Below are 14,286 nucleotides of genomic sequence, written 5' to 3' on the forward strand. Positions count from 1 at the left end.
CTCAAGGCCTTAAAAAAAGTTGAGAAATCAGAGCCTCGCGACGTGCACCGAACAGGAGATGCACGGATCGTAGGCGCGAACGACCATCTCGGTGAGGTGCTTGAGCCTCTCGGGGTCGTCGTTGCAGTGCTTCTCGGCCATCATCCTCACGTGGACTTCCATCATCGCTAAGTTAAACGCGGTCGGTGTTATTATGTCAGCGTAAGCCACCCTTCCGTCCTTGACCTGGAGGGCGTAAACGAGTATCCCGCGCGGTGCCTCCGTCGTGGAAACGCCGAACCCGTCCCTCATCTCGACCTCGTCCCTCGGCCTTATCGGCCACTTCGCCAGGGCCTCGTCTATGAGGTCGATGGCCCTCTCGGTGAAGTAGACCAGCTCAAGGGCCTGGGCGAGGTTGTTGGCGAAGGGGTTGGTCGGCCTGAGTAAGTCCTTGTGGCCCTCATAGAGTTCCTTTGCCCTTCCGTAGAGCTTGTCGGCGTGGTTAACGAGGCGCGATATCGCACCCGTCATGAAGGGCTTCTCGCCGTTGTAGAAGCTGTGCTTGGCGAAGCTGTGCTCCACAACCCGCTCAACCATGTGCTTCTTGTAGTCCTCGCTCGGGAACTCAAAGCCATCGCTGACACTTATGGCGTCACCGTAGATTCCATACACGTCCCCCCTCGGCTTCACGGCCATGTGGATTATCGGTCCCTCAACCTCTTCGTACTGTTCAAGTTTGGAGAACAGCTCGAAGGTGTACTCTGCCTTCGGAAGGGCCTCCTGAAGGCGCTTCTTCATGGTCTCAAGGGTGGTCTTGCCCGGTAGCTTTCCAAAGCCGCCGAGGACTGCGTTCTCCTGGTGTATGGCTCTGCTCCCCAGTTCGTCCATTACCCAGCTTCCGAGGTTCTTGAGGTCGAGGGCTATGCCTATCTCCTTCCTGTACTCGTCCACCATCTTGAGCGGATTGGAGTAGCCTAGGTAGTCGGGGAGAACGAGGAGGTAGAGGTGCAGAGCGTGGCTCTCTATCATGTCCCCGATGTAGAGAACCTCCCTGAGGGCCTGTATCTCCTCGCGCGGTTCAAATCCGATTGCCTTCTCGGCCGCCTCCACCGCGGTGAGCTTGTGGGCAGCCGAACAGAAGGAGCATATCCTCGGGTAGACCGCTAGGGCCTCGTCGAGCTTCTTGCCTATGGTTATGGCCTCGAAGAACCTTGGCCCCTCTATGATGTTGAGCCTGACCTCCTTGACACCCTCGTCGCCCACTATGATCTCCACGCCACCCTTACCCTCAACGCGCGCTATGTGGTCAACGGTGATCGGAAGGTAGAGGTTCTTCATTCTTCCACCTCCTGGAATATCTTCTCAACCATCTCCTCGAGCTTTGGGTTGTAGGCGTTGAACATCTTCATACGCTCCAGTATCTCCTCCTTGGTGAGTCCCTTCTCCTTGAACGTCCTGGCGAGTGAGTCGAACCAGGCAACATCGTAGCCTATCGCGCCGCGGCAACCGATGCACGCCACCCCGAATCCCGGGCACCTCGCGTCGCAGCCGGCCCTCGTTATCGGTCCAAGGCACGGTTCGCCTTTCTCGATGAGAATGCACGGGTGTCCCTTCAGCCTGCACTCAACGCAGACGGGGTAGTCGATGTCCTCCGGCCAGGAGCCGACGAGGAAGGTGCCTATCGCGTAGAGGAAGTCCTTCTTCTCCGGCGGGCAGCCGTAGATGCGGTAGTCCACCTTGATGTAGTTCTCGACCGGCTCGGCCATCTTCGGCTCGAACTTGACCTTTCCGTCACCGTAGACGGTCTTCCATAGCTCCTCAAGGCTCTTGTCCTTCTCCCAGCTCTGCACACCTCCTTGGACGGCGCAGGAACCGACGGCCACAACGATTTTCGCGTTCTCGCGTATCCGCTTGACGAGCTCAACCTCTTCCTCCGTTGAAACGCTTCCCTCGATGAAGGCTATATCAACCGGCTCGTCCTCGTAGCTGTCGCGCTCGAGCATGTACCAGCAGACGATTTCAGCGCGCGGAAGCAGCTGGAGGAGCTCGTCCATCATAGCTAACTGGAGCTGGCAGCCGTAGCATGAGGTGAGGGCGTAAAAGCCGATCCTAATTTTCTTCTCCTCCATCTCCACCACCTCAGTCCAGTAAGCCAGGCGTTGATACTATGTCGAAGTACGTGAAGACCGGGCCGTCCTTGCAGATGTACTTCCAGCTCGTGCTCGTTCCGACGTTGCAGTGGCCGCACTTGCCTATGCCGCACTTCATCTTCCTCTCCAGCGTCACGTAGATGTTCTCCGGCCGGTAGCCGTAGTTGATTAGGGCCTCAAAGACCGACTTGTACATTCTCGGCGGGCCGCAGATTGCCACCGCCGTTTTCTTCGGGTTGGTGTTAGCCTCGACTATGAACTTCTGGGGCCTGCCGTGCCTTCCCGGCCAGTCTGGGTCGCGCGTAACGCTCTGGATTATCTTGACGTTCTCGGCCTCGGCGAGGTCCTTCATCGCCTCGAGCTCCTTGTAGAAGAGCAGGTCCTTTCCATAGCGGGCCGTGTTGATGAAGGTTATGTTGCCGTACTTCCAGCGGTTGTCCATGGCATAGAGGAAGACGCTCCTGAGCGGTGCCGTTCCGAGACCGGCGGCGATGAGCAGTAAATCCATTCCCTCCCACTCATCAACGGGGAAGCCGTTACCGTAGGGACCGCGAACGAGGACGGTGTCGCCGGGCTGGAGCCTGTGGACGACTGTGGTGACCCTCCCGGCTTTCCTGATGCACAGCTCGAAGAAACCCTTCCTCATCGCGGAGGAGCATATGCTTATCGGAACCTCTCCAACGCCGGGTATGGTGAGCTGGACGAACTGGCCGGGCTTGAAGGTCCACCTCTCGGCTATCTCCGGGTCCTCGAAGCGGAACAGGAACAGCTTTTCCGTCTCTGTTAGCGGGTACACCTTGAGCACTTTAACCTTATGAAGGGCGTAGGGATTCTCGCCGGGCATCATGATCTCCCTTGGAACTACCTCGCTCATATGTCCTCACCCCTTATCTCCGAAGCGTAGGCGAAGCCCCTCTTCGGGATCTCCTCACTTATCTCGGAGGGGCAGGTCTTCTCTTCGAGACCCATTATCGTGCGCAGGTTCTTCACGAAGTTTATTCCCGCAGGGCAGAAGTATGTGCACCTTCCACAGCCGACGCAGTAGCTTATGCCGAGCTTCTCATTGTAGGAGTTCTTGCAGAGGTAGCGGTTCATGAAGCGGGCCTTCTTCGTCGGCCTGAAGTTGTGGCCTCCAGCAACCAGACCGTGGCTCCTGAGCTGGCAGGAGTCCCAGCGCCTCTCACGGTAGCCGGTGTTCCCGTCGAGGCTGACTATGTCCTGCACCTCGTAGCAGCGGCACGTCGGACAGGTGGTGTTGCAGTTGCCGCAGGCGAGGCAGATTTCAGCCTGCTCGTCCCACATCGGGTGCTCCATCTCGAGCTCGAGGAGGTAGCGAAGGTTGCTCCAGTCCTCGTGGTACTTGAAGGCCTTCGAGCGTTTGTTCTCGAACTCGCGGAAGTTGCAGATGTCCTCGGTGGTGACCTCCTCGAAGAGCTTGATGTTCTTGTCCACTATGCGGTGCCCGGTTGGGGTTCCGACGCGGACGAGCCAGCCGTCCGGAAGCTCGTGAAGGAACAGGTCGAAGCCGTCGTCGGCGAAGTCCGTTTCACGGAGGTTGCAGAAGCAGTACTCGTCGGGCATACAGCTGATGCCTATAATGATGCCCTTCTCACGCCTCACCCTGTAGTACTTGTCCGGGAGTTCGTCGAGGTAAACTGTGTCGAGTATCTTGAGGCCAAAGATGTCGCAGGCGTGGAGACCGAAGAGTACGAAGGGTTCAACCTCTTCGATGACCTCCTTGTACTCCGCTTTTGCAAGGTTAAACTCGAAGAGCTTTTCTCTAGGCAGAAAGAAGAACTTCTTTGGCGGCATTATCGTCCTGTTGTAGTGAAACTCGACCTTCCTGACGTCGTCTATCTCCCTGAAGTCGTAGAACTTCTCGGATATCTTAACCGGGGCGTAGAGCTTGCCCCACTCCTTCAGCCTTTCAAGGAACGCGTAGGTGTTCTCCTTCGGAAGCTTAACGTATCTCAACCCAACCACCTCCAATGAACAGGATTATGCACGTGCTCATCTTTATCCCCTCAACTGATGCTTAATCGGCAGATAAAAAAGCGTTTTTAAACCCGAAAATTCTAAACCAAAGGTTTACATCATTTGTTTAGCCGGACCAAAAGAGAAAACAAAAGGAATTGACTTTTGGGCTTGAACCGCAAGATTTTTATTAGGGTGCCCTAACTGATGATGGTTTTGACATGAAGCAGCTCGTTCCTTGTTGCTGTTCATGCTCACAGTCTCTCTAACTCCCGCTGGGACGGAGCCAGGCTGGGAATGGAGGTACCACGACGAATGCATAGTTTTCTCAATTGCGTTCAGCGGCAACGGTAACCTACCGCTTTATTCGCTCTCCCTCCTGCTCTTGATGGCCGGGGTTCATTATCCTCCCGGTTATGATCCTGCGAAAGCTATTATGGCTCTCCCCGCGACATCTTGTCCAGCTTGAGATAGAAGAAGAGGATTATCATGAAGATGGTGATGTAGTAGCTCCACTGGAAGGGTATGACGCCCATTATTCCAAGGGTGTAAATTCCCGTGAGGGCCAGAACCACAGCGAGCAGGATTCTGTAGAACGTCTTCCTCTCCATGCTCCCACCGTGGGAAAATATGGAAGGGAGCTTTTAACGTTATTGAACCCTAATAGATGTCCTCCTCCAGCACCAGGAACGCCGAGGAAACCTTAAAAGCCAGCCCCTTGGCCCTACCCTCCCTTTCAGCGGCTACTATGCTTTTCCCCATCATCTCGGCTATTTCAACGTCGCTCCTCGACTTCGACCTCCTAGAGGCCCCAATGGCGACCTTGAATTCACCGTTTCCTGCTGGAGAGACCCGGACCCAATTCACTTTGACCTCCTCGGTCCCGGAAAGCCTCTCCAGGAGGAACGCTTCCAGCGCCCTTGCCGAAACGCCCTTTCCACCGCTCTCCTTGAGCTTTCCGGCGAGCTCTCCTATCCCCGCCTCGCGGAGTATTCTCTCGACCTCCGCCTCCACCTTCTCCCTGTTTATCGCCGCGGTGTCCTTTCCACCGAGGGGCACCTCGAGAACCCTTCCTCCCCTGACGTGAGTCCTAGGTGCGGGCACCTTCAGCACGGGTTTTCCCGGGGTTCTGGTCAGGCTGAACTCCCTTATCACAACCCTGGTGTCGAAGCCGGTCTCCCGGGATATGGCCTCTGACAGAACCCGCGCCAGCTCGGTTTTTTCCACTTCACCGGCCGAGAATGCCTCCACGTTCCCCCTAACGAGGAGTATGTCCCTACCGGTTGCGCCGTATCTCACGGAAGCCTTCAGCTCGGCCCGTCCAACCGCAACACCGAGGGTCTTGTAGGCCCTTGACACCGCCTTTAGGAGGGCTTCCTCGAGGCGCAGGTAGACGTCGCTCGGGGCGTCGAGGGAATATGAAAACTCCACCGCCGTCGGAGTGTCCCGGGTTTCTGTCTCTCCCTGGAGGTGGTCGAGAAACTCGAACTTGTCCAGTTCTACTATCTCGACGTTTCTCAGCTCCTCAGGCGGTTCGGTGTATTTCTTCACGATCCTGCCGCCCCCGTGGAGGAGAATCTTCTCCCCAGAGGCCCTAACGAGAAGGAGCTTGTTCCCCATGTCTTCGAGCCTCTCAAGCAGTTCGGCGAATTTAATCGAGTCGAGCGATTCTATCGCCCGCATGGTATCACCGTTGGTGTTATGTGCATTCGAGTATAAAACAGTTACCTCAAGAATATGTTATGGCATTCAGGGACAAAGAAGAAAAGTGGGAGGTTCAGCCCCCGGTCTCGGCCGTTGCGTTGCAGGCCCGGGGCTGGGGCTGAAGGTTAAAGACGTCGGGGTGCAGGTACTCGGCTATCTCCTCCAGCCCGTGCACTATCCTCGGCCCGGGCCTCACGACCAGGTTCTCGTCGCTGAGGACGTAGACCCTTCCGTTCTTCACCGCATCGACGTCCGCGAGGGGACCGGAGCAGAGGTCTTCGGGCTTTATCCCCGCGTTGGGCGAGATTATTATGACCTCTGGATTCCTGGCTATTATCTGCTCCTCGCTCGCCGCTCCCCAGCCGCTCACATCGCCGAAGATGTTCTCGCCGCCCGCGAGCCTTATGAGGTCATCGATGAAGGTTCCTGCTCCGGCCGTCCAGTAGCCGTTGTAGTAGCTCAGGAGGAAGAAGGTCTTGACCTTTGGCTGGTCGGAGACCATGGAAGTGACGTAGGCTACCCTGGCCTTCATGTCGGTCACGACTGCCCTCGCGCCCTCCTCGCGGTTGGTTACTCTTCCAAGGAGCTCGATGGCGTCGTAGACCTGACTTAGATTCTTGGGGTCGATTACGACGACCGGCGCTATTTTCTCCAGGCTCCCGAGTATCTCCAGCGAGAAGCCGTCCGCGAGAATGAGGTCCGGCTCGAGCGATGCTATTGCCTCGAGGTTGGCGTACTTGCCGTAGCCGCCTATCCTGGTGATGTTCTTAACCGCCGGCGGGAAGTCGTCGTAGTCGGTAACCCCGATGACCTTGTCGCCCGCGCCTATGTAGAAGAGGCTCTCCGTTATGCTTGGAGCCAAGGTGACTATTCTCATAGGCTCGCTCTCGATGGTCACCTCCCTGCCCGCGAAGTCGGTCACGGTGAGCGGGTACTCGATCTTGAAGGCCTCCGGGTGGAGGAGCCGGGCAACGGTCTCAAGGCCCCTGACGACGCGCGGGCTCGGGTGTATCAGGTCGTTCTCGTTCTCGATGACGTAGACTTTTCCACTCTTGGCGGCCTTAGTGTTGTCTAACGGCCCGCTGTAGACGTCCTGGACGGTCATGCCACAGTGTGGGGTGAGGATTATGACGTCCGGGTTCCTCTCTATGACCTGCTCGGGACTCACCGTCGGCCAGCCGGTGGTGTCGTTGAAGATGTTCTCTCCGCCCGCCAGCTCAATGACGTCGCTTATGAAGGTTCCACCTCCAGCGGTCATGAGCGGGTTGTTCCAGACGACGTAGAAGACCTTAATCCTGGGCTCGTCCTTCACCGCCGAGCTTATCTCCTCCAACCCCGCCTGGAACTCTGCGGTTGCCCTCTTTGCCTGCTCTTCGGCGTTGAACACCCTGCCTAAGAGGTCGAGGGCCCTTGGGATATCGTCAAGGCTGTGGGGATCCACAATGACGACGGGGGCTATCTTCTCTAGCTGGTCGAGTATCGTCAGCGAGTAGCTGTCCGCGAGAATCAGGTCGGGCTCGAGCGACGCTATCTTCTCCAGGTTCGCATACTGGCCGTAGCCACCTATCCTCGTGACGTTCGCGACCTCCGGCGGGAAGTCGTCGTAGTCGGTAACGCCGACAACCCTCTCAAAGAGGCCGAGGTAGTAGAGGTCCTCGGTTATGCTCGGCGCGAGGGTTACGACCCTCTCGGGGGCTTTCTCGATGGTAACTGTTCTGTTGGCGAAGTCCGTTACGGTTATTGGATAGTACGGCTTCTCGGTCTCGGTGGGCGTAGGGGTGGTCGTTTCGGTTGGGCTGGGAGAGCTGGTGGTCTCGCTCGGGGTAGTGCTGGGAGTTGTGCCGGGAGTCGTGCTCGGAGTGGTTGATGTCTCTCCACCGTTCAGACAGCCCGAGGCAACGACGGCTCCGATGAGGAGCACCAGGAGCAGAAGGGCGGTTCTCTTCATTGCTCGTCACCTGGATTAATTGTCCATCACTGGTTTGGCTGGGGGTATATAAAGTTGTTGGATATTTTCGCCATAAAAATTGAGAAGAACTCAGCGCTTTTTAACCAGGAGAAACGCGAGAACCGCCGCACTGAGAAGGAGAATAGCGAGAACTGCCACAAGCCAGCCGCTTCCAGAGCTTTCCTCTGGGGAAGTTGTGGGAGCTTGGTGGGTGGGGGAAGAGGTCGCCGAGTCGGCCGTCCATGACGAAGAAGTCGTCGTGTCCTCGTTCTCCGACGTGGTGGTTGTGGTTCTTCTCGTGGTGGAGGTGGTTGTGGTGGACAAGGTTTCGGCTTTTTCCAGCGTGTAGGACTGCCTGACTGCCCAGTTCAGGAGGTTCGAGACGAACCTCTGCCCGTCAAACAGGTAGTTGCCGTAGCGATTGACCCATATTGGAACCTGGCTCCCGTAGGGGCTCTCGCCGCTCACTATCAGGATTCCCTCGGCCCCGTTGGGGAGCTTCACGAACTCCACCGCGAGAAGCGTGAATATGCCCTTCTCCCAGACTCCGTACGCCCTGGGCTCCGGCGCCCTGTTGTCCTCGATCATTCCGTTCGAGCTTGTGGTGACTATCCTGTAAACACCCTCCGGTATTTCCCCAATTATCAGGGGGTGCCACTTCCCGGAATCATCGACCCACGCGATAACGCCCCCCTCGTGGAAGAGAACCTTTCCCACCTCTCCGATGTAGCCCTCGTTGAGCACGTTCGCTCCGGGCGTGTGGAGGTCCGGTCTAACGAAGCCAGAAACGTACGAGCTTTTGCCGGCGTTGCTGAAGGTGTCCGTAACCGTCGCGTAGTCTATCCTGAGCCTCACCCCTGGTATTGCGGAGAGAAGCTTGTTGGCGTTGTCCTGAACGTACGAACCGTCATCGATATCGGAATCCCCCGAGACCCAGAGAACCTTTCCGCCCAGCGAGAACCACTTCACCACAGCTTTTATCTCATCATCGTCGAGCGGCTCGTGAAGCTGCCCGATGATGAGGACGTCCACGTCTCTGAGGGACTCGTAGGTTATCATGTCACCTAGGAACTTTGCCCCCGCACTTTCAAGGTCCTGATAGCGGCCGAAGTAGGCCCACTCGTACCAGGAGAGGGTCGGCACGATGCCCTCTCCGATGACCCTGCCGCTTGCGGGGTCCACCACCGGATTCACCAGCGCCACAGTCCCCTCCCCGTGGGAAACGTCCACAGCCACCGTCGCGGCCTTGGCGCAAGGAGCTAGGAGTATGGCGATGAGAACGAGAATGGGAATCCACCTCATCTCGGACACCTCCTCAGGCAGGCTTAAGCCCTGCCTTTGCCTATGCGGAAGATGTCCACCCTCGTGATTATCCCGGTTATCTTGCCCTCCCTGTCCTGGACGAGAACCGCAGGGTGCTCTTCCAAGAGGTACTTGACGACCTCGAGGTCCTCATCTTCGTTCACTATCGGGAAGGGCTCCTCCATTACCTCCATGACCTTGTGATCATAGATGTCCTCGTACTCGAGGCTCTGTCTAACGAGGGTTTTCTCCGTAACGGAGCCGACGACCTTGTTGCCCGCTATGACCGGGATCTGGGAGATGTTGTGCTCGTTCATCAGCTTGATGACCTTCTCGACCTTCTCGTAGGGCTTGACAGAGAGAACCGGAGATGACATGACGTCCCTGGCGGTGAGCTGGGCCCTCTTGCACTCGAGGAGAGCCTGAAGGATTCGGTTGAACGTTGAGAGTCGCGGATCGACCTTTCCCGTCTCCAGCTTGGCTATGTACGCCTGGGTCACGCCGGCCCTCTCCGCCAGCTCCTCCTGGGTTATGCCGAGCTCCTTCCGGATTCGCCTTATCTCCTGGGGGTCGATGGGTCGGGGGATTATCACCATAAATAACCACCGGTTATGTCGGCTCTCAAAAACTAAATCCCTCCCTCCCGGTTATAAGCCTTCCTCAGAAGTGCGTCGAAGTGTGGGCCGGGCACAGAGGCCCGCGCTCATCGCTCACGCGGGTGGATGCTCCCGGCCCTGTGGGCTCGGCGTGAGCACTCTCCGCTCACGGAACCCGATACCTCGCGGAGGCGGGTAGACCGAGCCCGTGCGAGGAGACGTATTGTCCCCTCGCTGTCGGCGATTGGTTCTATGACCGACCACCTTAAAAACCTGAGCCTCAGCCTGTGGAGATGAGTATTACTCCCAGCACGGCAAGAATAAGTCCTTCAAGTATCTTCCTGTTGGGCGGTTCCTTGAGGATTAATATCGCCAGGGTGGAGGCTATTATCGGGTTTATAGCCGAAACGGGGGCCGATATCTGGGAGCCGACGAGGTTTATCGAGTAGACGAAGAGGTACTGTCCGAGGAGCAGGCCGGTGGCCGCGGCGCCGGTCAGGAGAAGCGCTTCCCGAAGGGTTATCCTCCTCAGCTCACCCGCGTACCTCGGCAGGAACAGCGACACTGCTAAGGCCGCGAACATCATTCTTATCCCCGCGAGCGTGAGCACGTCCACGTAACCAGTGAGCCAGTCCATAGTGAGTATCGCGAAGCTCCAGGAGATCGGGGCCAAGATCGCGAAGAGAAATCCCTTGGGGTTTATCCTCTCTTCCTCCTCCGCCTTCCTCACGACCACTATCGCGGAAACCACCAGCGCGGCGCCCACGATTATCTGGGCGCTCACCTCCCTTCCAAGGAAGAGGAAGGCCCACAGTATGGCCCATAGCGGATAGGTGGAGGTTATCGGAACGGTTCTTGAGACACCCATCATCTTAAGGGCGTTGAGGTAGAAGTAGTCGCCAATGACGAATCCAAAGGCCCCGGAGACGAAGGCAACCGCGAGCAGCTTTGGCGACAGCTCGGCAACCTTCGAGAAGGTGCCGTTGGCGAGGAATATTGCCGTAAACATCACCGAGACAGCATAGAGGCGGAATATGTTGGCCGCCACCGGGCTCTTGTCCCGCATTCCGGCTTTTATCAGTATCGTCGATGCCGCCCACGAGAAGGCCGATGCCAGCGCCGCCAGAACTCCGAGGATTAGAGTGTCCATGTTGGTGGGTGGCACAGTTAGCTTAAAAGTTTAACGTTTAGATATCCGACGAAATGTCGGCAAGCTTATTAAGACCCCCGGCGAGGGAGAGGTGATGATGACCTCGGCAGTGCTGACGCAAGGATGATGACGATCTTGAGTGCTGATGAACTAACCTCCTTCCCGTCTTGAGGAGCGAGGTTTTCAAGAGGATAAAAAGAGACAGCTCAGCGGATAATCACGTTGAGCCTCCGCACCTTCATTGAAATTCCGTACTCCCTGGACACGTCCTTGATGACCCTCTGGACCGTGGCGGCTATGTCCTGCTTTATCTTGTCGTCGGAAACTCCGGAGAACGAGCCGAACAGCCCGCCGACGTTCTCCCTTATGAAGCTGGCCTCTATGTCCACGTAAACGGTCGTCCCCTTGACCTCGTGGTTCAGCTTGAGCCACTTGAAGGTGACACGCGGGACGAGCTTTAGCTCCGCGTGAATCCTGTTCTTGAGGGTCTCCACGGCGGGTTCTATGCGGCTCCTGAGCACGGTCTCCTCGCTTTCCTTCTTCTTTTCCTCCGTGAGGACTGAGAGCTCGTCTATTCCAGCCTCCTTGAGGAGCTGTTCGACCTCCTTCTCCAGGAGGGCCTTCTTCGCCAGTATCTCTGCCGCCTTGCCGCTCTCAACCGGGGCAGCTGTCTGGACGGCGGTGGAGGAGGCGGATTTGGATACCGTTTCCACCTCTATGTTGTGGACGGTTATGTAGCGCTTCAGGCTCCTGCCAAGCTCCCTGGCGTGCCTGCTCACCACGTCCTTCACTACCCTCTGAACCGCGTCCTTCGTCATGCTTGTCTCAACAACCAGGGAGAGGTTGATCTCGAACTCCTTGCGCCCCCTGATGTCGAAGTGGGCCTTGTCCACCTTTATGCCAGCGCTCTCTATCTCGTTGATGACGGTTCTCGCGTAGGCGCTGAAGTACGGCCACACGTCCTCGAGAACGGAGAGGGTTATCCTGCCGTCCTTTGTCACGTTGCCGGTCTTCTTCTTGTCCTTGTCCACTATCTCCTGCGGCTTAACCTCCTGACCGTCGATGATTATGCTCACGTCCCTGATTATCGGCTTGACCTCGGCTTCCCTGAGGAGAACCGGTGCGTACTTGCTGACGGCGTGGAGCATTCTCTTCTCCGCTATCTCAACGTCCCTTGAACTGCCGGTTGAGCTGCCGTAGATGTGAACGTTGAGGTAAACCACGCCCTCCCCAACGTTGGCATCGAATTCAATCTTGTTTATCGTGAGGCCCCTTATCCTCTTGGCCTCCCTGAGGAGGTCCTCGGCGTAGACCTGGAACGCCCTCTCGGGAATGCTTCCCCCTGTAAGATTCACTATGACCTCCGGCTTTCCTGCGGGAGCCTGAGGTGCGGGCTTCTCCGCGACGGCGGGCTGGGCTGAAACTGCCGCCTGAGACGCCGCCGCTTCCGCGGCCATTGCCGGTTCGCTCGGTTTCTGGGGCGGCTCTTCCTTTACGCTCTCAGAGGGGGGTCCCTCGCCGGAAATCTGGAAGAGTTCGCTCAGGGGGACCTTGGGGGTCTGGGCGTAAACCTCAACATTATCCGCCACGGACAGCTTGAGCTCCAGCTCATCGAGGTCATAAACGTCAACGACCATCGGTTTACCGACGAATGACTTCAGCACGCTTATTGCTTCCTCCCCTGATAGATTTTGCTTCGTGTCCACCACGAGGCACTCCGCGGCCAGCACCTTTGATCTGTCGAGGAGGACCGTTATGTAGTACTTGCCGTCCGATTTCTTAGCGAATATCTTCAGAAATGCTCCGTTGCCCTTGGATAGAGCCTTCTGAATAAGCTCCCCAAGCTCCCCCGCAGATGTTACTACCACGTTTTCCATGAGTGGCCTCTTGTCCGGCAGCTGCATGGTCACCACCATTAGCTATATATATCCCTCGGTCAAAGAAACCCAGAGAGGAGTTTCACCGTCCTAGTATATCGGCGCTTGTATTTAAACATTATTGTGCAAAAAGGTGGGGAACATGCGGGTGCTGGTACTTGGAGGAGGGGCAATTGGCCGTTCCATCGCCGAGTCCCTCAGGGGCGAGTTTGACGTGACGATCATAGAGAAAGATGAAATACGCGCCAAGGCCCTGGAGGAGAGCGGGTTTCACGTCGTCCAGGGGGACTTCTCCTACACCGCCACGCTCCTCAAGGCGGGCATAGACCGGGCCGAGCTCGTTATAATAACCACCATGAACGTGGACACCATCAGGAAGACGGTTTATGTAATCAGGACCAACAACAGGGAGGTTCCGATAGTCACGGTTCTCCCCGATGACCTCGGCCTGGACGATCTCGTGGCTCAAATAAACGAGGAGTACGAGGCCGAGGTCAAGGTTGATTACGCCGTTTCACCAGGAAGCGCTCTCAAGGAAGCCCTGGTCAGGACGGTTGAGCGGATCGGGGAGCGGAAGAACGCGAACCTTCTCGTCAAGAAGCTCAAGGAGCTCAGGAGTCAGAGCGAGTGGCTCCTCATAGTGATGCACGACAACCCCGACCCTGATGCGATAGCCAGTGCGGTGGCGCTGAGCGTCATAGCCCAGACCCTCGGCTTCAAGACCCAGATAGTCTATGGCGGCGAGATAGCGCACCACGAGAACAGGGCCTTCGTGAACCTGCTCGGCATCGACTTGAGGAAGGTATCGCGCGGCTCCTACGAGCTGAAGCGCTACCCGTTCATAGCCCTTGTGGACTGCCAGCCGAACGGAAACCTCACGACCCTTGAGCAGTCTGACTACGAGAGGATAAAGATACTCATAGACCACCACCAGATACTCCAGCACCTCCAGGAGCTTATCCCCGAGGACGCGTTCCTCGACATAAGGCCCGACGTCCACTCTTCCTCGGCGATTCTCGCGGAATACCTCAGAATGCTCAACATCTCGCTCTCCCCCCTGCTGGCGACGGCGCTCTTCTACGGGATCTACATAGACACCAAGAAGTTCTCCAAGCTCAGCCACGTTGATTTGAAGGCCATAGAGTTCCTCGCCGGCAAAGTAGACTACGAACTCCTCGACAAGATAGAGCACCCGGACATAAGCACCGAGACTGCCGAGATACTGGCGAAGGCAATAATGAACAGGCGCATCTACAAGAACGTGGTCATAAGCAACGTCGGCTTCATCACGAACCGCGACGCCATAGCCGAGTCCGCCGACTTCCTGCTCCGGTTGGAAGGCATAAATACCGTCCTCGTCTTCGGAATCGTCGATGACAGGATAGAGATATCCGCCAGGACGAGGGACGTCAGGGTGAACATCGGGGCGGTTCTTAGGGAGGCCTTCGGCGACATAGGAAGCGGCGGCGGACACTCCCAGTCCGGCGGGGCGAGGATACCCCTCGGCATATTCAAGCTCGCCAAGGACAAGAGCTCGCTCCTGAGGCTGGCGGAGGAGGCCATAACGGAGAAGTTCCTGGAGGCGCTAAAAGTTAAAGAGGGCTGA

The 14,286-nt window shown here is 57.2% G+C and carries 12 protein-coding genes; 1 reads left to right on the forward strand and 11 read right to left on the reverse strand.

Annotated features, from left to right (window positions below):
- Positions 1-27: 27 nt before the first annotated feature.
- From hydA to E3E27_RS04005, 11 genes are all read right to left on the reverse strand, one after another.
- Positions 28-1,317 (reverse strand): NADPH-dependent hydrogenase/sulfhydrogenase 1 subunit alpha, encoded by a 1,290-nt coding sequence (gene hydA, locus E3E27_RS03955; protein WP_167773496.1) that lies wholly within the window; start codon positions 1,315-1,317, stop codon positions 28-30.
- Positions 1,314-2,108, reverse strand: coding sequence for an NADPH-dependent hydrogenase/sulfhydrogenase 1 subunit delta (gene hydD, locus E3E27_RS03960; protein ID WP_014787999.1), 795 nt, complete (start codon positions 2,106-2,108; stop codon positions 1,314-1,316). Before hydD ends, hydA begins: the two co-directional genes overlap by 4 nt.
- A 10-nt stretch (positions 2,109-2,118) precedes the next feature.
- The gene (gene hydG / locus E3E27_RS03965) at positions 2,119-3,003 is read right to left on the reverse strand and encodes an NADPH-dependent hydrogenase/sulfhydrogenase 1 subunit gamma (protein WP_014787998.1); all 885 of its coding nucleotides are present in this window, start codon (positions 3,001-3,003) and stop codon (positions 2,119-2,121) included.
- Entirely contained in the window at positions 3,000-4,103 is a 1,104-nt protein-coding gene (gene hydB / locus E3E27_RS03970; RefSeq protein WP_014787997.1) for an NADPH-dependent hydrogenase/sulfhydrogenase 1 subunit beta, read from the reverse strand. The genes hydG and hydB overlap by 4 nt, the downstream gene beginning before the upstream one ends.
- 434 nt (positions 4,104-4,537) lie before the next feature.
- Positions 4,538-4,714, reverse strand: a complete 177-nt coding sequence (locus tag E3E27_RS03975) for a hypothetical protein (protein ID WP_167773497.1) — start codon at positions 4,712-4,714, stop codon at positions 4,538-4,540.
- Positions 4,715-4,763: 49 nt separating this feature from the next.
- Positions 4,764-5,786, reverse strand: coding sequence for a hypothetical protein (locus E3E27_RS03980; RefSeq protein WP_167773498.1), 1,023 nt, complete (start codon positions 5,784-5,786; stop codon positions 4,764-4,766).
- A 94-nt stretch (positions 5,787-5,880) separates the two neighbouring features.
- Positions 5,881-7,755 (reverse strand): ABC transporter substrate-binding protein, encoded by a 1,875-nt coding sequence (locus E3E27_RS03985; protein ID WP_167773499.1) that lies wholly within the window; start codon positions 7,753-7,755, stop codon positions 5,881-5,883.
- 90 nt (positions 7,756-7,845) lie between these two features.
- On the reverse strand, positions 7,846-9,057 hold the full coding sequence (locus E3E27_RS03990) for a hypothetical protein (protein ID WP_167773500.1): 1,212 nt from the start codon (positions 9,055-9,057) through the stop codon (positions 7,846-7,848).
- A 23-nt stretch (positions 9,058-9,080) separates the two neighbouring features.
- Positions 9,081-9,653, reverse strand: coding sequence for a CBS domain-containing protein (locus E3E27_RS03995; protein WP_014787991.1), 573 nt, complete (start codon positions 9,651-9,653; stop codon positions 9,081-9,083).
- 280 nt (positions 9,654-9,933) lie between these two features.
- Entirely contained in the window at positions 9,934-10,803 is an 870-nt protein-coding gene (locus E3E27_RS04000; RefSeq protein WP_167773501.1) for a DMT family transporter, read from the reverse strand.
- A 206-nt stretch (positions 10,804-11,009) separates the two neighbouring features.
- On the reverse strand, positions 11,010-12,707 hold the full coding sequence (locus E3E27_RS04005) for a DUF2226 domain-containing protein (RefSeq protein WP_167773754.1): 1,698 nt from the start codon (positions 12,705-12,707) through the stop codon (positions 11,010-11,012).
- 115 nt (positions 12,708-12,822) lie between these two features.
- Here E3E27_RS04005 and E3E27_RS04010 point away from each other — a divergent pair, with 115 nt between their 5' ends.
- Positions 12,823-14,286, forward strand: coding sequence for a DHH family phosphoesterase (locus E3E27_RS04010; protein ID WP_167773502.1), 1,464 nt, complete (start codon positions 12,823-12,825; stop codon positions 14,284-14,286).

This window comes from Thermococcus sp. MV11 (genome assembly GCF_012027285.1).
GTDB lineage: Archaea > Methanobacteriota_B > Thermococci > Thermococcales > Thermococcaceae > Thermococcus > Thermococcus cleftensis.